Origin of the sequence: Bifidobacterium tissieri, from assembly GCF_002259645.1 — a bacterium.
Lineage (GTDB): Bacteria > Actinomycetota > Actinomycetes > Actinomycetales > Bifidobacteriaceae > Galliscardovia > Galliscardovia tissieri.
Genome location: NZ_MWWV01000007.1, coordinates 1 through 25579, shown reverse-complemented (window position 1 = coordinate 25579; position 25579 = coordinate 1). Strand labels below are relative to the sequence as shown.

The following is a 25579-nucleotide window of genomic DNA, read 5'->3' as shown; positions in this document are numbered from 1 at the left end:
TGGTCACTCCTTCGTAGTGGCTGTGGTGAATGACGATGACGACGATGACGACGTTGATGTCGGCGACGAAGCCGAAGCCGACGTTGATGCGGCGAGTTTGGTGTCGATGAGCGCGTTGACGTCCACCTGCGATTTGAGGATGCCATTGCGCCACGCGAAGTCGCTGACCTGCGTGATCGCGTCGATATCGTCCTGCTTGAGTTCGGTGGTGAACGTGAGATGGATCCAGATCCGCTTGAGCATGGCGGCATCCACGCCGAAGTCCTTGGCCACGGCGGACGACGCCTTGTCGGGGTCCTTGGCGATCAGGTCGGCGCCACGCTGCACGGCACGGTTGTAGGCACGGATCACGTCCGGGTGCTGCTTCGCGTAGTCGGCGGTCGCATAGCTGACCATGTTGCCGCGTTTCACGCCGGTGCCGTCGACGAGCACCTTGGCCGTGCCCTCGCTTTCCAGCTTGGTGATGTACTGCTCCCAGATCACGATGGCGTCCACGCCATGACTTTGGATTGCGGCGACCTGATCCTCAGCGGACAGGTTCGCGGTCTGCACGTCGTCGAGCGTCAAGCCCTGTTCGGCGAGGCGCAATGCCAGCAGATGCTGGGCGTACGATCCCGTGGCGTAGCCGACTTTCTTTCCTTTGAGATCGGCGACGGATGTGATGGGCGAGTCAGTGGGCACCATGATGGCGAGCGCCTTCTCCCCGTAGGCCACGTTCGACACGATGGTCACGTTCTGCCCGGTGGATTTGGCGATGATGGCGGGGAGGTCGGCCGCGTAGCCGATGTCCTCGTTGCCGGAGGCCATGGCCTCGTTGACGAGCGGTCCGCTTTTGAACGAATCCCAGTTGTAGCTGGCGTCGGCCTTGCCGAGTTCGTCCTTGAGGTAGCCGAGTTCGTGGGCCACCCACACGTCGGAGTACAGCGGGTAGGGTTGGGCGGCGATGCGCAGTGTGGTGGTGCCGCTGCCGTTGTCGCGCAGCGCCTTGGCACCGGCGTCGGCGATGAGTTCGCTGGGCCATGCGCATCCGGACAGGGACAGCATGAGCGTCAGCGAGAGCGCGGCCGCGACGCAACGGCATGCCATGCGCACGCCGTGAAGCCGTCCGCGTATGCCACTCCCGTTGCCTGTGCCCATCATGATCCCCTTACGATGTATGTCGCGCCGTCGTACTGGTCCCCTGCGACGAGCCGCGTTGCTCACCATTATCTCCGCGCCATGTTGCCCATTCGAGTGAAATCAACGCTTTGGGGTAATCCAAAAATCTTGAGCCGTTTATCAACCGCTGAAATTTCAGCGGTTACGCGTGTATGGTCGAGGCCGCTCGATACGCCGTCCGGCACACCGTTCGATATGCGGCACCATACGGAAAATGGTCCGGCGGACGGGGATGTCCACCGGACCGTGCGGGGAGACTCCAACGACGTCGACGACGGCGATCTTCCCGGGAGACCGTCAACGCCCGGGGATGGCGTCGAGGAGCTTTCTGGTGTAGGCGCTGCGCGGATGGCCGAAGACGTCGTCCACGCTGCCATGTTCCACGATGTTGCCGCGTTCGAGGACGGCGATGTCGTCGGCCAGACCGGCGACGACGGCAAGATCGTGCGAAACGAACACGTAGGTGACGCCCAGCGCCTCCTGCAGTTCCTTGAGCAGGTCGAGGATCTGCGACTGTACGGAGACGTCGAGTGCGGAGACGGGTTCGTCGAGGAACAGGATCTTCGGGCCGATGGCGAGCGCCCGGGCGATGGCCACGCGCTGGCATTGGCCTCCGGAGAGTTCGGAGCCTTTGGCGTCGAGCAGCCGTTCGGGCAGGGAGACGCGGTCGAGCAGTTCGGCGATGCGTTGGTTGCGGCGTTGACGGTTGCCGTAGCCGAATGATCGCAACGGTTCGTCGATCACCTTGCGCACGGTGTAGTTCGGGTCGAGCGAGTCGAACGGGTTCTGCTGCACGAGCTGGAAGTTGCGTCGTTCGACGCGCAGCGCGCGGCCGTGCAGTTCGTGGATGTTGCGTCCGTCGACGAGCACGGTGCCGGATGTGGGTGCGGAGAGCGCGAGCGCGAGTCGCAGCAGCGTGGATTTTCCGGAACCGGATTCGCCGACGATGGCCAGCGTCCGTCCGGTGCGGGCGGTGAGCGATACGTGGTTCAGCGCGTTGAACGCCGCCCCTCGTCCGCCGCGTTCGTGGTACACCTTCGAGACGTCGTTCCAGCTCACGGCGATGTCGTCGGACGGGGTGGTCTCCGCGTCGGCCTGCTCACGCTCGTCGTCGTGCACGTTCTCGTTCACCTGGAACGCTGGCGCGCAGGAGATCAGATGCCGCGTGTATTCCTCGTGGGGATGGTCGAGCACCTGACGTGTCTCGCCGTGTTCGACCAGACGCCCGTTGTGGATGACCAGCAGTCGTTGTGTACGGTCGGAGGCGACCGCCAGATCGTGGGTGATCATCACGAGGGTGATGCCGCGCTTGCGTACCAGTGATTCGAGTACGTCGAGGATGCGTTTCTGCACGGTGACGTCGAGTGCACTGGTGGGCTCGTCGGCGACGATGACCTCCGGTTCGCTGGCCAAGGCCTGGGCGATGAGCACACGCTGCTGCAGTCCGCCGGACAGTTCGTGCGGATATTGCCGGTAGCGCAGTTCGGGGCGGTCGATGCCGACTTCGGTGAACAGGTCGATGACGCGCTTCCGCGCATCGTCACGTGACTGTTCGGGATGGCGCAACCGTACGATCTGCTCGGTCTGCCTGCCGACGGTCATGGTCGGGTCGAGGTTCGTTCGTGGATCCTGCGGAACGAATCCGAGGACGCGGCCGCGAACCTGCCGCCATTGCCGTTCGTCGGCATGGGTGAAGTCCTCGCCGAACAGTGAGAAGGTGCCGGTGATGTCGGCGTTGTCGGGCAATATGCCGAGGAACGTGTCGACCAGGGTTGATTTTCCGGAGCCGGATTCGCCGACGATGCCGACGGTTTCGCCATGTCGGACGGCGAATGTCACATCGTTGACGGCGGTGACCGATCGGCGGGACGACCGGTAGGTCACGCTCAGATGCGAGACCTCGATGACCGTGTCATTACCGTCGTTCGTTGCGATTTTTTCCGTCGCGGTTCCATCCGCCGCCGTTGCCGTGGATTCAGCACTGCTCATCGTTCACCTCGTTTCAGATTGTTCGCCAGCACGGTGGCGGAAAGCACGGTCAGGACCACCACGAATCCGGGGATCAGCGATATCCACGGGCTGGTGATGAGATAGTTGCGACCGTCGTTGATCAGCGAGCCCCATTCGGCGGCCGGCGGTTTCGCACCGAAGCCGAGGAAGCTCAACGTGGCCACCGACATGATGACGGCGCCGAATTCGAGCATGGCGAGCACGGACACCGGTCCGAGCACGTTGCGCAGAATGTGCGAGAACACGATGCGCAACGGTGAGACGCCGGACACGACGGCCGCCTCCACGTAGGCGTGGTTCTTGATCTTCAGCGTCTGCGCGCGGGTGGTGCGCGCGAAGCCCGGAAGACTGGCCACGCCGATGGCGACCGCGACTGGCGTGGTGCCGAAGCCGATGGCCGTGACGATGGTGATGGACAGCAGCAGTCCCGGAATGGACAGCAGCACGTCGACCGAACGCATGAGCGCGGTGTCCACGATGCCGCCGACGTAGGCGGATGCGATGCCGATGATAAGACCGCCCACCACGGCGATGGCCAATGACAGCAGGGACGCCGTCACGGTGGCGTGCGCGCCGTAGATGGTTCGCGAGAACAGGTCACGGCCAAGCTGGTCGGTGCCGAACCAGTGTTCGGCACTCGGCGCCTGGAACATGTGCACGGGGTCGGTGGCGTACGGATCCTTGCGGGCCACCACCGAGGGGAACAGCGAGGCGATCAGTATCACCACGGTGAACAGTCCCGCCAACGTGGTCGAGACGCTGCTGTGCGCGCGCAATCCGTTTCCGATCCTGCGCAACACAGTGGACACGGACTGACTGTATGACGATGTACTGTGCATGGATGTCTTCACCGATTCGAGTGATTCAAGTTGTATGGCGTTGCTCATCTCACACCTCCTTGGCGATATGGGAGATTCGCGGATCAAGTAACGGATAGATCAGATCGACCACCAGATTGACGACGACGAAGGCCGCAGCCGCAAGCAACACCACGCCCTGCACGACGGGGAAATCCTGATTCTGCACGGCCTGCTGGATCAGAAGGCCCACACCCTGGCGGGAGAACACGGTCTCCGCCACGATCGCGCCGTTCACCGTGCCGCCCACGATCAGGCCAAGCATGGTCAGCGCCGGGAGCGAACCGTTCTTGATGACATGACTGATGACGATCGACCGACGGCTGAAGCCGTGCGCCTTGGCCGCCACAATGAACGGCTCACGCATCACAGTGTCGAACCCATCCATGAGCAGTCGTGACAGCATGGCGCTCACGGGGATGGCCATGGTGACCACCGGCAGCACCATCGTCTTCCATCCGCTTTGCCCGATGGATGGCAGCAATCCCAGCCAGAAGGAGAACACCTGCATGAGCAGCAGTCCGATCCAGAAGGTCGGTACCGACACCGACAGCGTGGGCAATGCCTGCAGGATCGCGCGGACGGTCTTCTGACGGAAGTACGATGCGGCGAACGCGAGCGCGAACGCCACGACCACCGCCAGCAGTATGGCGAGCAGACTGACGGATATCGTCATGCCGAGTCGTGTCGCGATCAGCGAGGCCACGTTGGAACCGTACTGGTAGGAGGTGCCGAGGTCGCCGTGCAACGCGGCGAACAGCACCGTGAAATAATGCCGTACCGGCGATTCATCGAGTCCGAATTCGGAACGGACCTGGGCGATGGCGTTCGGATCACCCACCGCCTCCTGCATGCCTCGGGCCACCAGAATCGACTGTTCGACGTTCTTGGGCAGCAGGTTGAGGATCACATACGTCACCGTGTAGGCGGCCCAGAGCACCAGGACCGCCTGCCCGATACGCTTGGCGATATACACCGCATATCCTTTGGGATTCATGATTGCGCGCCCCGTCCGTCACTTCGACAGCCACGTGTCGGTAAAGTCGACAGTGGTCTCCACACCGAACCGGGTGTCATGCACCTTGTTGGATACGGCAAGATCCTGGGTGCGCTCGCTGAGCGGAATGGCCGCGTAGTTCTCCTCGATGAACTTCTGGAACTTCGAGTACTGTTCCAGACGCGCCTCCTTGGTGGTGCCCTCGTCGGCCTGCTTGAGAATATCCTGGGCCTGCTTGAGCTTGTCGGGGGTCAGCGAGTGAACGCCGCTGTAGAAGGACGGCTGATCACTGTAGATGAGGTCGAACACGTTCGGATCGTTCTTGGCGTTGTAGGGCGTGGTCACGAAGTCGTAGTCACCGCTCTGCACACGCTTGAGATTCTCGCCTGCGGAGGGGTTGATGTCCACCTGAAGGTCGATGCCCACCTTGCGCAGCTCGTCGATCAGCAGCTCCTGGCCGGTGCGCTTGGTCGCATCGAACCATACGATCGTCAGCTTCTTGCCGTCCTTGTGACGGTAGCCGTCGTCGCCCTGCTTCCAACCGGCCTCGTCGAGCAGCTTGTTGGCCTTGTCCACGTCGTAGGTGGTGGTGTTGGGCGATTTCACCAGTCCGACGCTGGTGGCGTCGTAGACGCTGCCGACCACCGGGTAGCCTTCGCGATACACCGTGGTGGCGTACGTGGCACGGTCGATGGCGTAGGAGAGCGCCTGACGCACCTTGATGTCGCTCAGCGGCTTGCCGTCCTCCACGTTCGGGTAGATGTTGAACGCCTGTCCGGGAATGGAGTGCGACTGGATGGTGCCGCCGGCGGCCTTGATCTGCGCCACGGCGTTCCGCGTGAACTGTTCGGTGGTGGCGGCGTGGATGGCGTCGGCCTGTCCGCTGGAGAAGGTGCCGAGTCTCACGGATTCCTCGGGCACGTACGAGATCTCGATGGTGTCGAGATAGGCGGCGCCCTGATGCTTGGCGAGCTCGCTGGTCGGCTTGTAGTCGGCGCGACGCTTCAGGATCGTCTTCGTGTTCGGATCGTACTGTTCCAGCGTGAACGGACCCGTGCCGTACACGCCCTGGCCGGAGCAGCGCTGTGCGGCCGGAATGTCAAGCGACTTCGGCGCGATGATGCCGAACTTCGTCGACGCCGTGGAGTTGAGGAACGCGAGGTTCGGTGTCGAGAACGTCACCGTCACCGTGTTGGCGTCCGTGGCCTCGGCCTTCTCCAGCGTGTTCAGCGACAGCACCTTGGAGATGGCCGCCTGTTTGGACAGCGATTCGATGTTCTTGACCACGGCGGCCGCGTCGAGCTTCTCGCCATCCGAGAACGTGATGCCCTGCCTGATGTGGAACGTATACGTCTTCGCGTCCTCGCTCACCTGCCAGTCGGAGGCGAGTCGCGGCACCAGCTTGCCCGTGTCCGGGTCCTGATCGGTGAGCGATTCCACATAGTTGCGCACCACCGTGCGCGGACCGGAGTCGGAGATCGCCTGGGACGGGTCGATGCACTGGCCGGTGTCCGGGAATTGGATGAGTCGCAGCGTGCCGCCCTGCTGAGGCGTTCCGGCATTGTCGCCGGCGCTCGCCGACGAGCTGCCGCATGCCGCGAGCGCCGCGATGGTGGCCACGGATGCGATTGCCGCGAATGCCTTGCCTATGCGACCGGACAACGGTCGGTTCTTCCGATTGTTCATGATTGTTCCCCCTTCGTGTGCGACTCCCCAAAGCCGCGTGATGTTGTGGTTCCCCTATACGAGTGATGAATCTGATACGAGTGATGGGTGGCTGGTCAGCCGCGCGTCCAGGCGGTACGGCCATTCTTGATGGTTTCCAGCACGTGAAGGCTGCGCAGGCTGTCGTCCGGAGCCCCGGTCTCGTCCAACGGCACCGACAGCGGGTTCTTCTCCAGAATCACCAGATCGGCGCGCTTGCCGGCCTCCAACGTGCCCTTGTCGCGCTCCTCGCCGTACTGGTATGCGGCGTTGGCGGTGATGGCACGCAATCCGTCAGCGACGCTCACCCTCTGATCAAGATCGAGCTGACGGCCGCTTTTGGTGCGTCGTGTGGCACCCGCCCAGACGGTGTCAAGCAGGTTCGGCTTGATGATCGGCGAATCGTTGTGGAACGTGTACCGCAGCCTCAGTCGTTTGGCGTCACCGGCGGCGGAGATTCGTCCGCCTCGTCTGGCACCGAAGTTCTTCACATGCACGTCTCCCCAATACCAGGTATGCGCCACGAAGAACGATGGAATGCCGCCGAGTTTCTGCAGACGTTCCAACTGGTCTTGACGGGCGAGCTGGCTGTGGATCATCACCGGACGCAGATCGTGCTTGCCGGGATTCGGCGAATCGTGCAGCGCTCGCTCGTAGGCGTCGAGGAACCGGTCGGATGCCGCGTCCCCGTTGGTGTGCACGATGAGCTGCAGATCGTTGTCGATGGTTTTGCGCGCTGCCTGGTAGACGGCCTCCTCGCTGACCGACGGGCCGCCACGGTATCCTTCTCCTTCCGGACCGGGCGTGTACGGCTCGGTCACCCATGCGGTACGCGCCTGCGGGGAGCCGTCCAACACGACTTTGAGACCGCCGATGCGCAGTCCATTGTGGTAGGTTTCGCCCACGTAGGTCGCGTAGTCGGCGAGCACGCCGTCGGAATCCCGACCACTGACCGGGTACGCGACCACGTCGAGGCGCAGACCGTGTGTATTGGCGAACCGGGCGAAATCCGCGAGCGGCTGCCGCCCGGAAGCCCCGTCCTGCGCCGTGGTGATGCCATTCGACAGGTAAACGTCCTGCGTGGCGTCGCCGAGCTCATCGAAGTCGACGACACTGCGTTCCGCCGCTGCGGCACGGATACGCCAAGCCGCCCCCTCGGCCGCGTACCCGTTGATAAGCCCGTCCGCGTCGCGCCCGAAGGTGCCACCGAACGGATCAGGATCGTCGAGATGGATACCGCTGACCTCCAGCGCCTTCGTATTGGCGGCGAGCACATGTCCGGAGACGTGAACCGCCACCACCGGAATGGTCGTGGATACGCGGTCCAGATCATGACGTGTCGGGTGCTTTCCGCCGACCAACGTGTTCTGGTCGTATCCGTTGCCGATGATGATGCCGTTGGCATCGATGTGACGCTGCTGCGCGAAGTCACGCAGACGGTTCACGACATCATCGATGTCCTTCGTATCGTGCAGATCGGCGGTGGTGAAATAGTGGGCGATGGCCGACAGATGACCATGCGCGTCGACGAATCCGGGCAGCAGCGCGGCACCGTCAAGATCACGTTCCTCCACGTTGTCGAATTCCTTGGCGCGAGAACGAGCCTCGTCCTCGTCGCCGACGAATACGATACGGCCTTCGGCGTTCGTGAGCAGCGCCTGGGGCTTCGGTGCGTTCTCGAAGTCCGGCGTGGCGGTCAGGATGTCACCGCCCACGAACAGTCGCGGGCGGATTTCATCGGTTTCGGAATACGGTTCATCAGACATGGTTTCCCCCTTACGTGATGTCGATGACTGATTCGCGGAATCATGAAGGCGAATATCGAATATGCCGACGGCATCCCCTTGAGACCGTTGACCCTTCGTGTGCGATCGTGCCGGTGTGAATTCGAATACGGCTGAATTCATATCGGCACTGTGATGATTCCGTACGATGTCGCGGACCCCCATCCGCGTCGTCGTTGGTTGCCATACTAGCCGCACGAAGACGTCGCCTGAACCGAAATCGGCGGATTCGCTATAGCGGCTGGTTATGGCCGTCACGCATTCGCCATGGTTGTCCCGTTCTTTTACTTGTCATAACCGGCCCCTATAGAGAACGGCTATGCCCTACACGGTCTCACGCCTTGAAATCCAATGGTTTCAAGGATCTATGAGCGCTCATAATCAATCCCTATAATCCCGTTCGCCGTTTTTCGCCCGCGGACGAACGCCAGCCGGTACGCTGGAATGGATGTCGAATCGTTAAGGGATGAGCGGTCCGGCAACCACCATAATCGTCACACGATGGGAGACAATCTTGAGCACAGTCGTACTCTCTCCGCAGGAGACCCGTATCAAGGAGCAGATCGAACACCAGCCGGTCAAGCTCGAGCATCACACGCGAGCCAATGACATTCTGGCCCGCATTCGCGCGGAGAAGCCGCACGTCGATGTGGAACGCGGACTGCTGTTCACCGAAAGCTTCCGTCAGACCGAAGGCGAGCCGCTCGTGCTGCGCTGGGCCAAGGCGCTTTACCACTACGCGGAAAAGGCCACCGTGTACATCGACCAGGATCAGCTGATCGTGGGCCGTGGCGGCAGTGAGGGCCGTTACGGACTGCTGTACCCGGAACTTGACGGCGATACGCTCGATCTGGCCATTCAGAAGCTGCCAACGCGCGAAAGCTCGCCGTTCGACATCAGCCCCGAGGACGCTCGCATCATCGTCGAGGAGATCGCCCCGTATTGGAAGGGCAAGACCTTCCACGAGGATCTGGCCAAGGCGCTGGGCCCGGAGACCATGAAGCTCACCTACAACCCCGATGAGGCGCTCACCTCCCGTTACGTGGTGAACGAGACCGCATCGTTCCGTTCGAGCCTGCAGTGGGTGCACGACTACGACATCGTGCTGAAGAAGGGCTTCGGCGGACTGCGTGCCGAGGCGCAGGAGCGTCTGGCGCAGCTCGACGAGTTCTCGCCGATCGACAACTGCGAGAAGCGCCCGTTCCTGGAGGCGGAGATCCTCACCGCGGACGCGATCATTCTGTGGGCCAACCGTCACGCCGATCTGGCCGAGCAGCTGGCCGTCGAGGAGTCCGATCCGAAGCGTGCCGCCGAACTGCGCCGCATCGCCGAAACCTGCCGTTGGGTGCCCGAGCACCCGGCCCGCACCTTCTACGAGGCCATGCAGAGCCAGTGGTTCACGCAGCTGTTCAGCCGCATCGAGCAGAAGACCGGCACCATCATCTCCAACGGCCGTATGGACCAGTACCTCTACCCGTTCTACAAGGCGGACAAGGAGGCCGGACGCATCACCGCCGAGGAGGCGCAGGAGCTGTTCGAATGCATGTGGGTCGATATGGCCCAGTACATCGACCTGTACCTGTCCGACGCCGGTGGCGCGTTCAACGAGGGCTACGCGCACTGGGAGGCGGTGACCATCGGAGGCCAGACCCCGGAGGGCTACGACGCCACCAACGAGCTCACCTACATTCTGCTCAAGTCCAAGCGCGAGTTCCCGCTCAACTACCCGGATCTTGCCGCCCGCATCCACACCCGTTCCCCCAAGCGCTACCTGCGCGAGGTGGCGCTGACCATCAAGAGCGGCGAGGGCTTCCCGAAGCTGCTCAACGACGAGGACGTGGTGCCGCTGCTGCTCAGCAAGGGTGCCAAGTTCGATGAGGCGCTCGACTACTCCGTGTCCGGATGCGCCGAATGCCGTATGCCGAACCGCGACACCTACACCAGCCCGAACGCCTACATCAACTTCGCCGCCGCGCTGGAAATGGTGATGTACAACGGCCGCATGCTCAAGTACGGCGACGAGGTGCTGGGCCTGGAAACCGGCGAATTCGAGGACTTCACGAGCTTCGACGACCTGTTCGCCGCGTTCCTCAAGCAGCAGAACAACCTGCTCAAGCACGCGTTCATCCAGCAGCATGAGATCATCCGCCTGCGCGCCGAGCACTTCGCCACCCCGCTGGGCTCCATGCTGCAGAAGCTGTGCCGCGACTCGTGCATCGACCTTCACCAGCCGAAGATCCCGGGAGGCATCGACCTCGGCTACCTCGAGTACATGGGCTATGCCACGGTGATCGACTCGCTTGCCGCCATCCGCAAGCTCGTATTCGAGGATCACGTGATCACCCTGCACGAGCTCAAGGAGGCGTGCGCACACGACTTCGAAGGCTACGAGGTGATCCGCCAGCTGCTGAAGAACGCCCCGTCCTACGGCAACGACGACCCGTACGCCGACGAGATCGGCAAGGTGCTCGACCGTACCGCGCAGGAATTCACCGCCAAGTACTCCGAACAGATCGGCGTGCACATGGACATCCGTCTGGTGCCGTTCACCAGCCACGTGCCGTTCGGCAAGGTGGTGTCGGCCACGCCTGACGGCCGTCGCGCCTACACGCCGCTGTCCGACGGATCCTCCGCCGCGCAAGGTGCCGATCACGAAGGCCCCACCGCGATCCTGCTGTCGAACTACCTGACCAAGAACTTCGACCACAACGAGCATGCCGGCCGACTGCTCAACATCAAGCTCTCCCCCGGCTGCGTGGCCGGCAAGGAAGGCACGGAGAAGCTCGTCGAGTTCATCGAGACCTGGCGCGACCTCAAGCTGTGGCACGTGCAGTTCAACGTGATGAACAACGAGACGCTGCGCGAGGCGCAGAAGCATCCGGAACTGTACCGGAACCTCATCGTGCGCATCGCCGGATACTCCGCGTTCTTCACCGAGCTGTCGAAGGATCTGCAGGACGAGCTCATCTCCCGCAACGAGCAGGAAGCCTTCTAAGACATCCTGATTCCACGCGCCGTGAGCGCCTCACACTCATATACATATATATAAATAAATACATATTTATATATATCGACTCATGGTTGTGGGATTCCCAGCCCCTGCGGCGGGAATCCCACAACCTTCTCCGGTCATTGCCATATTCCCGTTTCCAACACCACGCCCGAGGCTCCTATGCAATCGTCACTCGTCAGCCGCATCCTCGAGGATCGCAGCCGCTCCTCCAAGCCCACCGGCGAATGGCGCAAACTCATGCCCAAGGACTCGGCACTGGTGTTCAACATCCAGCACTATTCGCTGCACGACGGCCCGGGCATCCGCACCATCGTGTTTCTCAAAGGCTGCCCGCTACGCTGCCCGTGGTGCAGCAACCCCGAATCGCAGCGCTTCGGCCCCGAGGTCAGCTACGTGGCCGACAAATGCATCGCCGGCATGGGTTGCGACCGATGCGCACTGGCCTGCCCGGGAGCGGTGCGTACCGCACCGGGAACCGACACCATCACCCTCGACCACGAACGGCTCGACCGCCTCGATCTCAACGAGATCACCGCCTTCGCCAAAACCTGCCCTTCCAAGGCACTCACCCTGGAAGGCCGTCCCATGCGCGTGGACGAAATCCTCGACGTCGTGGAACGCGACGAAGTGTTCTTCGACCGCAGCGGCGGCGGTCTCACCGTATCCGGCGGCGAACCGCTCTCCCACCGGACGTTCCTCACCTCCCTGCTCGCCGGTGCCCACGATCGGGGCATCTCCACCGCCATCGAAACCTGCGGATACGCGCCCTACGCCTCGCTGGCCAGCGCCGCCGAACATCTGGACTACGTGCTGTTCGACATCAAATCCATGAACGATGCGAAACACCGCGAATGGACCGGCTTCGGCAACACCCGCATCCTCGACAACTTCCGCCGCCTCTGCGCCGACCATCCGGAAATCCCCAAACTGGTACGCACGCCGATCATCCCCGGCTTCAACGATTCACGCGAGGACGTGGCCGCCATTCTCGACTTCCTGCACGGACTGGGCGGTGCCGACGCGAACATCACCTATCAACCGTTGCGCTACCACCGTTTCGGTGAAGGCAAGTATCACGCCCTCGGCCGCAACTATCCGATGGGATCAGTCAAGCTCGACGACGACCTGTTCAACGCGATCCGCGACGATGCGCTCGCGTCCGGTCTGGCCGCCGAAGCCCTATACCACGACTGATCTCATGCACGGGAACTGGCGATCGTCGAGTTCTACGCAGAAACAATATTTTGGGGTATGAGCGTTGTTGTAACACTCATACCCCAAATCGTCATAATGGAGAACTCGGCGACTACCGCTCTCACGCGTGAATCGCGGCGGAGATCCTCGTCTCCAGCGTGCGGAACTCATCGGTGTCCCGCACGGCGTCGATGTCCTCGGGGTGCTCCGGGTCGCGCGGCACGTCCACCGGGATGTCCATCAGCACTGTGCCCGGATGCGCACTCATCACCACCACTCGAGTACCGAGGAAGATCGCCTCGTCCACGCTGTGGGTGATGAAGAACACGGTCTTGCGCTGCTCCTGCCAGATGCGCCGCAACTCCACCTGCAGATTCTCCCTGGTCAGGGCATCCAACGCGCCGAACGGCTCATCCATCAGTACCACGGCCGGGTCGGCGGCCAGCACTCGCGCGATCTGCGCGCGCTGCTGCATGCCGCCGGACAGCTCATATGGCTTGCGATCGGCCGCATCGGACAAGCCGACCATCGACAGATACTCGTTGGCCACACGCTGGCGCCGAGCGGCGTCAACGCCCTGCATACGCAGACCGAATTCCACGTTGCGTCGCACGTTCAGCCACGGATACAGCTGCGGCTTCTGGAACACCACACCGCGTTCGGGACTGGGTCCGCTCACCGAACGTCCGTCGATGAGGATCTCCCCTTCGGTGGGCTGGTCAAAGCCGGCGAGCATGCGCAGCAATGTGGTCTTGCCGCATCCGGACTGTCCCACCACGGTGATGAAGTCATGCGCGTTGATCGTCAGGTTGACGTCGTGCAGCGCGGTCACGTCCTCGCCGCGGTCGGTGTGGAATCGTTTGGTCACGCCTCGGATGGCGACGGCCGGTTGGGTATCGGTCATGGTTCTCCTACTCGCCTACTTGCTTGCCTTCTGAATCGCGTCGGTGTAGAGCGCCGAATCATAGCTGGATGCCACGGAGTCGAGTCCGCCTTGGCTCTTCAGGAACTCGGCGGTCTTGGAGAACACGCCGGGCAGATCATCAAAGGCCTTGGCCTGCTCCGCAGCGTCGAGATACGTGTACCCCTTGAGCTGCTGGCGCACCTGATCAGGCTTCACGTTGAGCTGCACGGCGATGGAGTCCACGGCCTTGTCGTCGGCCTTCTTCACCTGCTGCACGGCGTGGTTCTCCACTGCGGTCCAGGTGTCAAGCACCGCCGGATTGTCCTTGATGAACGTGCTGTCGGCAAGCTCCAGATCGTAGGTCGGCGCACCGGTCTTCGCGGTTTCGGCACTCGACGTCACCGTGGTGCCGCCCTTCTCCTTGAGCTGGCTCAGCACCGGGTCCCACACCCATGCGGCGTCGATCTCCTTGCGCTCCCACGCGGCCGGCATCTTGTCCGGATCAAGGTTCACCAGCTTCACATCGGACTCGGTCAGACCCGCCTCGCTCAGGGCCGACAGCAGGCTGAAGTGCGACGTCGATCCGAACGGCACGGCAATGGTCTTGCCCTTGAGATCCTTGATCGAGGACACGCCCTGCGCCTGCGTCACCAACGACTCGGCCTCACCGATCACATCGTTGATCCACACCACCTGCACCGGCAGGTTGAGCGGGCCGCTCACGGCCTTCACCGACGGGCTGGATCCCAGCAGCGCGATGTCTAGGGACTTCGCGCCGAACGCCTGCAACACGTCGGCACCGGAGTTGAACTGGCTCCACTTGATGGTCGCCTTGGGCAGGCAGGACTCCAGCAGCTTCTGATCCTTCACCACCAGATCGGCGTTCGGAATGGCCTGCCATCCCACACGCACGGTTCCGGTGAAATCGTTGTTGACATCGGTCGGGCAGGCGCCGTTTGCCGACGATGCGTCGGTGTTGCCGGCCACCTGATCAGCCGTCTTCATGCCGCCGCACGCCGTGAGCGACAATACCGCGGCCCCCGCCGCGATCACGGACAATGCCTTGCGCAGCCACGCATTCGATGATTTCGATGAAACGGGCATGGTTCTTCCCCCTTGTTGATAGTGATGTTGATTGCCATGCCGCACCTTGTGCCAACGACACTTGCACCAACGACAAGCCTCCGACCAAAGGTGCGTTCAACCGTGGTCCGCAAACCCCCATTCACGAACCACGATCACAGATATTCGATGTGTTCGACGCCGCGAAACGGCTACCGCGCTACTCCTTGCCGACCCACGGCGTAAGCGCGCGGATCACCAGCTGGATCAGCCCGTCAAGCACCAGAGCGGCCACGCCGATCACCAGAATGCACGCGATGGTCAGCGGCGTGTTCATCTCGGTACCGGACAGGTAGGCGAGCGCGCCGATGCCCGGAATACCGTTGTTCAGCTCGGCCGCCACCACCGTGGTCCACGCGAATCCGACGGCCAGTCGAATGCCGTTGAGAATCGACGGCAGCGTGCTCGGGAACATCACATGCACCAGCAGCTGCAGTCGGTTCGCGCCCAACGAGAGCGCCGAATTCAGACGATCACGGTTCACGCTGGAGATGCCGTCGATGGTGGCGAGCACGATCGGTGGGAACGCGGCGAGGAACAGCAGCCAGATCTTGGTGGTGTCGCCGATGCCGAACCAGACGATCAGCAGACCGATGTATCCCAGCGGCGGCAACGCACGGATGAAGTTGATGTACGGCATCACCAGCCGGTTGAGCACCGTCACGTTGGCGAGTACGAATCCGACGAGCACGCCGAATCCGATGGCGAGCGCCAATCCCACGCCGATGCGTTCCAGGCTCATGAGCAGATGCTGCCACAGGAAGTACTGCTGCACACCGCAGACGATGCGATCGGAGCCGGCCGCGATCGGATTGCAGGTGTTCGCCTTCACGAACGCGTCCCACACCGCCGCCGGACTCGGCAGATACAGCGGGCTGACCAGCTTGGCCGCGGTCACCGCCCACCATGCGATCAGGAACGCCACCAGGGAGATCACCCCCTGCGCCTTGCTCACGGTCACCCGACCGTCGGATTTCACCGATCCGTTTCCTCCGGGCTGGCCGAATACGCTACGGATTCGCTCCGTCACCTTGGATGCAGGTATGCTTACGGCGGTCATTGACGTTCCTCTCGTTCGTTGTGTTTGTCTGCATTCGCCGCGCCGCCCGAGGCAAGCCCGCGATACAGGGCCAGTAGGTTGTCGTCGGTGATGACGACGGGATTGTTGTCAAGATTCGGATGATGACTGTCACGTACCAGCGCCGCAATGTCGGACTCACCAAGTCCGAGATCGGCGATGTTCTCGCGCAGCCCCAGCGTTCGCCGCAGATCGGCGATGGCGTCGGCCAGTCCGTCGGCGTCCCGATATCCCAGCGAACGCGCCAACGCATTCACCCGTCCTTCGGGGTCCGCCGCATTGATCCGCGTGAAGTAGTCAAGCGTGAGCGCGCACGCCTCGCCATGCGCGATGCCGTACCGGTTCGTCAGCGGGAACGAGCAGGCGTGACTGGACGTGGTCTTCGGCAGGGTGAACGCCAGTCCGGCCGTCACCGACGCCTCGCACATGCGCTCGCGCGCCTCCCGATCGTCCGGCGTGGTGAACGCCTTCGGTAGGAATTCGAATACGAGCCGGGCGGCATGCACGGCGAGCGCGTCACAGATCGGCTGATGACCCACACTCCAGTAGCCTTCGATGGCCTGGCTGAGTACGTCCATTCCCGTGCATGCGGTCACATATGGCGGCACGGTATAGGTGAGTTCCGGATCGATGATCGCCAGTTCCGGGTAGAACCCGTTGGACACGATGGGTGCCTTGACGCCCGCCGCACGATTGGTCAGCACGGAGACGCAGGTGACCTCACTGCCGGTGCCGGCTGTCGTCGGCACAGCGATCAGCGGCAGGTGGGTGAGTGGCAACGGCTTGCCGGTGCCGTGATAGTCCGTGATCGAACCGACCGATTCACGACTGCCCGCACCGATCACGGACGCGGCCTTGGCAAGGTCGAGCGCGCTGCCGCCGCCGAGCGCCACGATGAATCCGACGTCCTGCGTGCGGATCAGTTCGGCACAGGCGTCCACTTCGGTCACATCGGGGTTAGGGGAGAACTCGCTGAACACGGCTTCGATCGTGCCGCGACCGTGGTCGAGCACGCGCTGGGCCAGACCGGAGCGCACACTGTGCCCGCCGGCCACGAGAAGCCCGCGATACAGTCCGCGTTCACGTGCGACCTCGCCGATTTCAGCCACGCGACCGGCACCAAATCGTATGTCGACCGGCTGCGTGTAGTTCCATTTCATATGACGATGCCTCCCCGAGAAACGGCGCCCGTCGGCCCTGTTCCTGACGTCGTGGAATACGAATACTGCTGTTGTGACGGACCGCACCGGAGGCATCCCCTCCTCCGACGCGGTCATGCGTGGGTTCCGGCGTGTCGTCGGAATCCGTATACCACAATATTCTCCTCAAATCGCGAAAAATCAGAAAAACGAAAAAAGGCCTATAGGCATTCGCTATGACGGATTACTATTCCGCATAATCCTTGACATTCCGCGGTATTGACGACGTTTCGTCCGCGCGGAGTCGCCGCGTATACTGCCTATCAGCTCACGACGTCCGTGGGCGTTCCAATGATTTCAGTCCGGTTTCGGAAGGGGTTTCGATATGACGTTGACCGGCGAGGAAGTGGCACATCTTCACGAGCAGTATGTTCTGCAGCCGTGGGCGAAGCAGGGGGCTCCCGCCACGCCCATCAAGCGCGCCGAGGGCATCTACTTCTGGGATTACGACGGTAACCGGTACGCCGATATGAGCTCGCAGATGGTGTGCTCCAATCTCGGCCATCAGAACAAGGTGGTGGTCGAGGCGATCAAGCGTCAGGCCGACGAACTGTGCTATATCGCACCAAGTTTCGCCGTGGAGCCGCGCGGCAAGCTGGCCAAGCTGCTGGTCGACATCGCCGGGGCCGATCATTTCCAGCGGGTGTTCTTCACGCTGGGCGGTTCGGATTCCAATGAGAACGCCATCGAGATCGCCCGCTTCTATACCGGACGTCCGAAGATCCTCTCCTGCTATCGCTCCTATCATGGTTCCACGCTGGGCTCCGCGTTCGCGAGCGGCGACTGGCGTCGTTTCGCCTACGAAGTGGGCGGTGCAGCCCCGTCGTTCATTCATTTCCTCAATCCGAGTGTGTACGAGGACGGCTTCGATCGCACTGAGGAGGACGAGGCCCGCTGCACACGCCAGTATCTGCGTCAGCTGGAGGAGCAGATCCGCTATGAGGGGCCGGAGACCATCGCGGCCGTGCTCATGGAGTCGATCGTGGGCGCGAACGGTGTGCTGATCCCGCCGAAGGGTTATATGGAAGGCGTGGCGAAGCTGTGCCGAGACAACGGCATCCTGCTCATCTGCGACGAGGTCATGGCCGGATTCGCGCGTTCCGGCAAGATGTTCACCTGGCAGAACTTCGATCTGGTTCCGGATCTCATCACCTTCGCCAAGGGCGTGACCGGTGCCACGGTCCCGCTTGGCGGCGTGATCGCCAGCAAGGAGATCTCCGCGTTCTTCGAGAACCATCCGCTGCCCTGTGGCCTGACCTATTCCGGGCATCCGCTTGCGTGCGCCGCCGGCGTGGCCGCCACCCAGTATTATCTGGACAACGACATCTGCGGCCATGTGAAGCAGTTGGAGGGCGTGCTCAAGCCCGCGCTCGAAGAGTTCGTCCAGCGTCACGCCTGCGTGGGCGAGGCACGCTGCATCGGTCTGTTCGCGGCGCTTACACTGGTGACCGACAAGAGCACGCGTGAACTCATGGCCCCGTACCATACGTCGAACGGCCGCATGCCCGCCATCTTCGCCGAGCTGAAGCGTCGTGGATTCTACACGTTCGGCCGCGAGTCGAACCTCAACGTCTGCCCGCCGCTCATCATCACCGAGGACGAACTGCGCGAACAGCTCGCCACGCTCGACGACGTCCTCGCCTGGGCCGACCGCAAATTCTGCAACGCCTGATAACCGCATCCGACACCACGGGTATTACCGGACGTCTGGGTATAACCGGGTAGGTTAGCGGCGAAAAAGAAGGTGTTCGTGACATGGTTATACCCAGAGCCGGTGTTCATGACCCAGTTCGACCCAGAACGGACCGGGATTCGATTGGGGAAAGGTATTACGTGGCTGGCTTTGTGGCCTTCTGCTTATTGCGTGATAAGCCTCGACAACAATGGCATCTGGCTAGGAACACTTGAAAATGAAAATAGGTAAGAAAATTACAGAAGAAGACTTTACGCGGTTCCTAAAGAGTTTTGAATCGAATTTGGATAAGGACGAGACTCCAACAACATTCGGTTTCATTGAGTCTGTATGTCAAAGACTCTCCACCGTGGATCCTGACGGCAATCCGACATTCACAATGGAAACCCTATCTGCAGAGGTCATTCAGGCTCTTTACCACATCGAGATCAGGCTCAATTATCTAGAGCGCGAGAAGAACGCTCGAAAATCGGAATAGATCGCACGCTCTCACAAAGCGGGTGACCCTGCGTCAGGTCACCCGCCAGCCAACTACGAAAGCACCCGCTCAGCTGTGCAGCGGCTGCTTTCGATCCGGATACAGCTGCTCGGCCAGATGGTTCACCGCACGCGGCACCTCGCCGAATCCCGCGGAGATGAGCTTCACCTTGCCCGGATAGTTCACCGCGTCACCTACGCCGTAGATGCCCGGCACGTCGGTTTCCAGATACTCGTTCACCTGCAGGTCGCCGCGCTTGACCGGCAATCCCCAATCGCGCAGCACATGGTTGTCGGAGGTGAACCCGTAGTTGACCAGCAGCGCATCCACGTCGAGATCAAGCGTCTCGTCGCTCTTGATCTTCGCCAGTTCGATATGCAGACCGTCCGGCGTGCCGGCCACGGTGGTGAACTTGTACGGGGTCAGGATCGCCACCGTGGACTCCTTGAGCCGGGTGACGCTGGATTCAAGCGCACGGAAGTTGTCGCGACGATGGATGAGCACCACCTTTTCGGCGATCTGCTCCAGTTCGAGCGCCCAGTCGATCGCCGCGTCGCCACCGCCCGCCACAGCCACGGTCTTGCCCTTGAAATCGGCCAGACGCTTGACGAAGTAGAACACCTTGCGTCCGTCGAGCTGCTCACGATCATAGTCAATGGCCAACGGACGCGGGCTGAACGCACCGCTGCCGATGGCCACGATCACACTGCGCGTATGGATCTCACGATTCGCCGTGCGCAGGATGAACGTACCGTCATCACGACGTTCGAGTCCGGTCACCTCCTCGTTCGTGTGCACATCGATCCGGTCACCAAACGATTCGATCTGCCGTTTGAGATTGGCGATGAGTTCCGCGCCCGTTCCTGACACGAATCCGGCGATGTCGTGGATCGGCTTCTCCGGGTAGAGCGCCGCCACCTGACCGCCGAGTTCGGGCAGACTGTCGACCAGCTGCACATCAAGATTGCGCATGGCCGCATAGAACGCGGTGAACATGCCCACCGGTCCTCCCCCGATCACGGTCACATCGGTCAGCGTCTCATCGGTCATAATGGTTCCCCCTAGTGTTGTATATGACGCATTACGCACGCATTGTGCATGACGATAGCCGCCAGTATACGGATTCACCACCGTTGACGAAACACTGCCAACACTGCCGAAAACGTTGCAATTTCAACGATTGATAACGGTTCACAAATAGAACCGTCACCGTACTTTCTCACACCCGTCCGCTCTTGACATCACGTTTTCGTTGCAATTCCAACGGTTTTGGGCACTATATGACCGTCATGAGCCGTTTTGACAGTCCGCCACGCACATTTGTACGCTGTGAGCCATACGGCCGGCCACGCAACAGCGGCGGGGCCGCAGCCACTAGGGGTTTTACGTTATTTTGGGGGTCACATGAGCTACACCGCCACCTGGGCAGACCAAAAGCTCAACGCCAACGAGATCAGCAAGCTGAACGAGGATGGCCTTGACGTATTCAAGGATCTGCCGGAACTGGTCAAGAAGCCGTTCTCGGAAGTCGACAAAAGCTACTACATGTACTTCAAGTACGCCGGTCTGACGGTGCAGAAGCCGCAGGACGAAGGCTACTTCATGATGCGCATCAAGATCCCCGGCGGTCGTGTGACCGTGAAGCAGGCGGATCATCTTGCATGGATCGGCCGCAAGTACGGTCACGGCATCGTTGACCTGACCACCCGTCAGGCCGTGCAGTACCACTGGATTCCGTTCGCCGAACTCGTCGACATCTTCGCCGGCATCGAGGCTGTGGGCCTCACCACGGTGGGTGCCGAAGGCGATATCACGCGTAACATCATCGACAATCCGCTGTCCGGCATCGATCCCGACGAGCTGTTCGACACCCGTCAGACCGTGCTCGACGTATACCGTCGTTTCCAGGGCAACTACGACTATTCGAACCTGCCGCGCAAGTTCAAGATCTCGATCAGCAGCAACCGTCACAACTCGGGCAATGCGGAGATCAACGATCTGGCGTTCATCCCGGCCACCAAACGCATCGGCCGTCACACGGTCAAGGGCTTCAACGTGAAGGTCGGCGGCGGTCTGGGCATGAAGCCGATGCTCGCCCAGCAGCTCAACATCTTCGTCACGCCCGACCGCGTGGCCGATCTCGCCGAGGTCGTCTGCCGTCTGTTCCGTGACTACGGCTACCGTCGCAGCCGTTCCAAGGCCAGGCTCAAGTTTCTGATCAAGGATTGGGGCGTCGAACAGTTCGAGGACAAGATCCGCGAATCATTGCCTGATCTGCAGACCAAGGGCGTGTCCAAGGTCAAGGGTTGGACGAACGGCACCGCGCTTGGCGTGCATCGTCAGCTGCAGGACGGCTACTACTACGTGGGCGTCAGCGTACCGTCCGGCCGTATTCAGGCCGATGATTTCCAGGCGCTGATCGACGTGGCACGCAAGTACGGCAAGGACGAGATCCGTTTCGACCACTGCCAGAATCTCATGATTCCGTGGATCAAGGAGGAGGATCTGCCCGCTCTTGAGGCCGAGCCGATCTTCGAACGGTTCTCGATCCACCCGCGTCTGCTGGCCGATTACGGCACCACATGCACGGGAGCCGAGTACTGCAATCTGGCGAACGCGTACACCAAGACCGTGTTCAAGCCGCTGGTCGAGGAGCTCGACAAGCGGTTCAGCTTCGACACCCCGCTGAACATCACGCTCACGGGATGCGGCAACGGCTGCGCCCACCGTTCCATCGCCGATATCGGCATCGAAGGCGTGCACGCCCGTACGGCCGACCGTCAGCACACGGCGGGATACAAGCTATCCGTGGGCGGCAGCCTGCTCGACGGCGGTCACTTCAACGAACAGCTGAAGGGTGTGGTCTCCGCCGAGCAGCTCACCGATGCGGTGGGCTCGCTACTCGCCGACTATCAGGACTCCCATGAGGGCAAGGAGTCGTTCTACGACTACTACCAGCGTGTGGGCACCGAACATTTTCAGGAAGTTTTCGACAATTATCTGGCAACCCTACCCGCAACGGAGGTACTGAAGTAATGAGCACCAAGATCGTTTTCACGAGCGCGACCGGCAACACCAAGGAGGCCGTGGAACTGCTTGAGGAGGCCCTGCAGGATCTGGATCAGGACGTTGAGGTCTTCGACGCCGAGGACGGCGTGGAGGTCGACGAGTTCTTCGACGGTGCCGACAACTATGTCGTGGCCAGCTGGAGCGACGGCGACAACGGCGAAGTGCCCGGCGGTATCGTCGACTTCTACGACGATCTTGACGGATACGACCTGTCCGGCAAGAAGGTGGCCGTGCTCGGCACCGGCGACACCAGCTACCCGCACTTCTGCGCCGCCGTGGACATCTTCGAAAAGCTGCTCACGGCTGACGGTGCCGAACTGGCCGCTCCGTCCCTGAAGATCGAGCTCGCCCCCGACGACGACGCGATCGCCAAGATCAAGGATCTCGCCAAGACCCTCGCCGACGCGGACTGATCTCCCAGCCCGGCCTCGATCCCATCTCTCATCCCCACACTCATCCCCGTCACGGCTCCCTTCGATGGTGTTCATCACCGTCGAAGGGAGCCGTCAAGGTCTCACATCAAGGACTCATCATGACCACTGGATACCTCTACGTCCTGCACGGGCGCCGCGGAAAGATTCCCGAGTCAAACCTCGACCTGCTGAACAACTTCATTCAGCGTTCCGAGCAGATCGGTCGCATCTCATTTCTTGAGGGTGACGAGCAGACTCTGGAGGACGGCATTCGCGACCTGCAATCCCATGTCTCGCACCTGACGATCGTGCCGGTGCTGCTGTTTTCCGCCACGCATATGCGTTGGGATATTCCGCAGCGCACGCGCAAGGTACTCAAGCCCGGCGTCACATTGTCCGTCACCGAACCGTTGGCCACCACGCGCGCGGTGCGCGACTACCTGGTCGATCATCTGAGCAAGGCGGTCAACGAATATCCTGGACGTCGTATTCTGCTGGTCGCGCATGGCACTCCGCACTTCCCCGAACCGTTCGACCAGTTGCAGGCGTTGGCCTCCGATGTCGAACGGCAGATCGGCGTGCCGATCATCTGCACGAATCACATCGGCCATCCGTTGATCGAGGAGACGCTGCGCGTCGATCCCGGCCCGTTGATCGTCGAGCGCCTGTTCCTCACCGACGGACGTCTTGCCAACAAGATCAAGGCCCGCGTCGAGGCGCTGACCTCCGACGCTGTATTCCTTCCCACGTTGGAGGATGATCCGGTCATTACCGCGGCTATTCAGGAGCGTCTTTCCGAGCTCGCCTTGGCCCCGGCGAACTAAACGAACTCGGCGTCCGCTGCCGTTCGGCCGTTGGAGATCGTGGAATAATGGTCATCATGACGGATTTCCAGACCAGCCCGAACGGCAATGTCGATCAGATCGTCGACGCCTTCGGACGTTTCGATGCAAAGGTGGATGCCATGCGTGAGCGTCGTCTCAACGATCCTGATTCGCTCGGCGACAAGATGCTGAAATTCGCCATCCCGTCCGTTGCCGGATTCATAGCCAGCAAGGCATTTCAATTGGTGTGGAACGGCCTCATGACCAAGCGTGCGTCGCAGCGCGCTGGACGTCATTCGGCCCAGTCCGCGGTGACGCGTGAGAATTCCGTTGGCACCGGCAAGCTCGGCGATGGCACCATCGATGAACAAGAAAGCCTGTTCATGAGCATCGCGTTCTCGGCGTTGTCCGCGGCATTGAGCGCCGTGGTCTCCCAGCTTTCCGATCGTGGATCCCAGGCCTTGGTGAATCGCCGTCACCGTCGCCGATAATCGTTAGACAATCGTTATCAATATCGCTGTGACACCGATCGCTGGACAGAGCACTCCCATGTTCTCCCAGCGAACAACGTTCAGTGTCGTCATACTGTGTTCTGCCACAATGGTGTCATGACAGAACACACCTATGATCTTGACAATCCAACCATTCAGACGCTGCTGAACCGTCGTTCCATCCGCGCATTCGCCGACGAAGCCATTCCCGCCGATGTGATCGATGCTCTGGAATCCGTGGCCCAGCACGCAGCATCCAGCCAGTACCTCAACGACTGGTCCGCAATCCGTATCACCGATCCCGCAATCGCCGCCAAACTCGCTGAAATCGGCCGCCAGCCCTATATCGCACAGGCTCCGCTGCTGTACGTGTTCGTTCTTGACGAGCATCGCAACGCGCTGATCGCCAAGGCCAAGAGCGTGGATATCGATTCCGACGAGTTCACGCTGAACGGCAGCTACCGCTTTACCCAGGCGCAGAACGACGCCGTGCTCGCCCTGCATGCCATGGAAACCGCCGCCTATTCGCTTGGTCTGGGCTGCGTGATCCTCGGCTCGCTGCTCAACGATGTGGACGCGCTGATCGACCTGCTCCACTTGCCCAAGTACACCTACCCCGTGCTGGGTCTGGCAATGGGCGTTCCCGCTCAGGAGCCCAAGCTGAAGCCGCGTATGCCGAAGTCGGTACAGTTCTTCGAGAACGCCTACCCGGAGATTTCCGACGACGTACTGTCCAAGATCGCCGATTTCGATGCCGATGTGCATCAGTACTACGATCTGCGAGACACGGATCGCCCGGTCGACGCCTTCAGCGATCAGATCGCAAAGAACTCCACCGCGAACATGGATGAACGCAAGGTCCAGCCGGTTGCTTCCCGCCAGGGATTCCGTCTCGACCGCTAGTTCGATCGTTCACCCTACGCGCATAACGCACTTCATGAAGGTAGCCGGTCAGAACGTACCGGCTACCGTTCGTTCTACGTGTATCGCGCGCTTTTCGCCATCCTATGCGTATCACAGTGGACACTCACCGTTCCTGCAATTGTCAACGTCGCAATTGTCAACGTTGTTGAGTCCACTGTGATGCGATTCCATAGTTCAGTTCCCACGCCGCCCCATGGGACGTGGTTGGAGTCCACAGTGATGTTGCTCTACGTTCTTTGGCGTACCTCTGACAGCACAGCAGATGTGCTATTGCTGAAGACCACCGCAATGCTGTTCCACAGTCAACGATTGGCCTCGGTGTATGTATGACGGTATTGACGACTCCGTACTGATGACGAGATGACGATCGTCTCCGTTATTTACGACGTGGCTTGTATCCCTTTTTCCGCGAATGCGGTTTGACCTGCTGATTGAGTGGCACATGCACCCACGCATTGTCCGGTGAATGACTGGTCAGATGCCATGTTCCACAGTACTGGCAACGATACGTCCACAGTTCCGCTCCGCGTTCGATACGGCTCTGCTCAGCGGCTCGTTCCGCCTGGGCTTTGTCGTGATACATGATTTTCGACGAATTCGGGCATCGTTTCGGAGTGAAGAAGTGCATGCTCCGTATTATGCCCCGTCATACGGTCAACGACGAACC

At 61.3% G+C, this 25579-nt stretch carries 20 protein-coding genes; 8 read left to right on the top strand and 12 right to left on the bottom strand.

Annotation, left to right across the window (positions count from 1 at the left end):
- Positions 1-3: 3 nt before the first annotated feature.
- The 6 genes from BTIS_RS06480 to BTIS_RS06455 all read right to left on the bottom strand — a co-directional run bounded on the left by BTIS_RS06480 (position 4) and on the right by BTIS_RS06455 (position 8492).
- Complete coding sequence (locus BTIS_RS06480; protein ID WP_158216856.1) at positions 4-1140, bottom strand: aliphatic sulfonate ABC transporter substrate-binding protein; 1137 nt, start codon at positions 1138-1140, stop codon at positions 4-6.
- A 315-nt stretch (positions 1141-1455) separates the two neighbouring features.
- Positions 1456-3147: a dipeptide ABC transporter ATP-binding protein gene (locus tag BTIS_RS06475; protein ID WP_094663821.1), complete on the bottom strand. Its 1692-nt coding sequence runs from the start codon at positions 3145-3147 to the stop codon at positions 1456-1458.
- Complete coding sequence (locus BTIS_RS06470) at positions 3144-4055, bottom strand: ABC transporter permease (RefSeq protein ID WP_094663819.1); 912 nt, start codon at positions 4053-4055, stop codon at positions 3144-3146. The genes BTIS_RS06475 and BTIS_RS06470 overlap by 4 nt, the downstream gene beginning before the upstream one ends.
- 1 nt (position 4056) lies before the next feature.
- Entirely contained in the window at positions 4057-5022 is a 966-nt protein-coding gene (locus tag BTIS_RS06465) for an ABC transporter permease (RefSeq protein ID WP_094663817.1), read from the bottom strand.
- A gap of 18 nt (positions 5023-5040) precedes the next feature.
- Positions 5041-6708, bottom strand: coding sequence for an ABC transporter substrate-binding protein (locus tag BTIS_RS06460; protein WP_094663815.1), 1668 nt, complete (start codon positions 6706-6708; stop codon positions 5041-5043).
- 95 nt (positions 6709-6803) lie between these two features.
- Positions 6804-8492, bottom strand: a complete 1689-nt coding sequence (locus tag BTIS_RS06455) for an amidohydrolase (RefSeq protein ID WP_094663813.1) — start codon at positions 8490-8492, stop codon at positions 6804-6806.
- A gap of 532 nt (positions 8493-9024) precedes the next feature.
- Here BTIS_RS06455 and hpsG point away from each other — a divergent pair.
- Both hpsG and BTIS_RS06445 read left to right on the top strand, forming a co-directional pair.
- Entirely contained in the window at positions 9025-11505 is a 2481-nt protein-coding gene (gene hpsG / locus BTIS_RS06450) for a (2S)-3-sulfopropanediol dehydratase (RefSeq protein WP_211279435.1), read from the top strand.
- A 177-nt stretch (positions 11506-11682) separates the two neighbouring features.
- Entirely contained in the window at positions 11683-12717 is a 1035-nt protein-coding gene (locus tag BTIS_RS06445; RefSeq protein ID WP_219846811.1) for a glycyl-radical enzyme activating protein, read from the top strand.
- Positions 12718-12838: 121 nt separating this feature from the next.
- Here BTIS_RS06445 and BTIS_RS06440 read toward each other — a convergent pair whose 3' ends face one another.
- From BTIS_RS06440 to BTIS_RS06425, 4 genes are all read right to left on the bottom strand, one after another.
- Positions 12839-13621: an ABC transporter ATP-binding protein gene (locus tag BTIS_RS06440; protein ID WP_094663809.1), complete on the bottom strand. Its 783-nt coding sequence runs from the start codon at positions 13619-13621 to the stop codon at positions 12839-12841.
- Between the two features lie 15 nt (positions 13622-13636).
- Complete coding sequence (locus tag BTIS_RS06435) at positions 13637-14725, bottom strand: taurine ABC transporter substrate-binding protein (RefSeq protein WP_094663807.1); 1089 nt, start codon at positions 14723-14725, stop codon at positions 13637-13639.
- Positions 14726-14903: 178 nt separating this feature from the next.
- A complete protein-coding gene (locus BTIS_RS06430; RefSeq protein WP_094663805.1) occupies positions 14904-15803 on the bottom strand; it encodes an ABC transporter permease in 900 nt (299 codons plus the stop codon).
- Positions 15800-16981, bottom strand: coding sequence for an iron-containing alcohol dehydrogenase family protein (locus BTIS_RS06425; RefSeq protein WP_094663803.1), 1182 nt, complete (start codon positions 16979-16981; stop codon positions 15800-15802). Before BTIS_RS06425 ends, BTIS_RS06430 begins: the two co-directional genes overlap by 4 nt.
- A gap of 364 nt (positions 16982-17345) precedes the next feature.
- Here BTIS_RS06425 and BTIS_RS06420 point away from each other — a divergent pair, with 364 nt between their 5' ends.
- The gene (locus BTIS_RS06420) at positions 17346-18692 is read left to right on the top strand and encodes an aminotransferase class III-fold pyridoxal phosphate-dependent enzyme (RefSeq protein ID WP_094663801.1); all 1347 of its coding nucleotides are present in this window, start codon (positions 17346-17348) and stop codon (positions 18690-18692) included.
- A 568-nt stretch (positions 18693-19260) separates the two neighbouring features.
- Here the strand turns inward: BTIS_RS06420 and BTIS_RS06410 are convergent.
- Positions 19261-20241, bottom strand: a complete 981-nt coding sequence (locus tag BTIS_RS06410) for an NAD(P)/FAD-dependent oxidoreductase (RefSeq protein WP_094663797.1) — start codon at positions 20239-20241, stop codon at positions 19261-19263.
- Positions 20242-20595: 354 nt separating this feature from the next.
- On the opposite strand from BTIS_RS06410, the gene BTIS_RS06405 reads away from it, so the two are divergent.
- The 5 genes from BTIS_RS06405 to BTIS_RS06385 all read left to right on the top strand — a co-directional run bounded on the left by BTIS_RS06405 (position 20596) and on the right by BTIS_RS06385 (position 24891).
- Positions 20596-22227 carry a nitrite/sulfite reductase gene (locus BTIS_RS06405; protein WP_094663795.1) on the top strand — a complete coding sequence of 544 codons (1632 nt, stop codon included), beginning with the start codon at positions 20596-20598 and terminating at the stop codon, positions 22225-22227.
- Positions 22227-22673 (top strand): flavodoxin domain-containing protein, encoded by a 447-nt coding sequence (locus tag BTIS_RS06400; RefSeq protein WP_094663793.1) that lies wholly within the window; start codon positions 22227-22229, stop codon positions 22671-22673. Before BTIS_RS06405 ends, BTIS_RS06400 begins: the two co-directional genes overlap by 1 nt.
- Positions 22674-22792: 119 nt before the next feature.
- Entirely contained in the window at positions 22793-23497 is a 705-nt protein-coding gene (locus BTIS_RS06395) for a sirohydrochlorin chelatase (protein WP_094663791.1), read from the top strand.
- Between the two features lie 56 nt (positions 23498-23553).
- Positions 23554-23988, top strand: coding sequence for a DUF4235 domain-containing protein (locus tag BTIS_RS06390; protein ID WP_094663915.1), 435 nt, complete (start codon positions 23554-23556; stop codon positions 23986-23988).
- Positions 23989-24105: 117 nt separating this feature from the next.
- Positions 24106-24891 carry a nitroreductase family protein gene (locus BTIS_RS06385; RefSeq protein WP_094663789.1) on the top strand — a complete coding sequence of 262 codons (786 nt, stop codon included), beginning with the start codon at positions 24106-24108 and terminating at the stop codon, positions 24889-24891.
- A gap of 397 nt (positions 24892-25288) precedes the next feature.
- On the opposite strand, the gene BTIS_RS12080 is transcribed toward BTIS_RS06385, so the two are convergent.
- On the bottom strand, positions 25289-25540 hold the full coding sequence (locus BTIS_RS12080) for a hypothetical protein (RefSeq protein WP_094663787.1): 252 nt from the start codon (positions 25538-25540) through the stop codon (positions 25289-25291).
- Positions 25541-25579 lie beyond the last annotated feature (39 nt).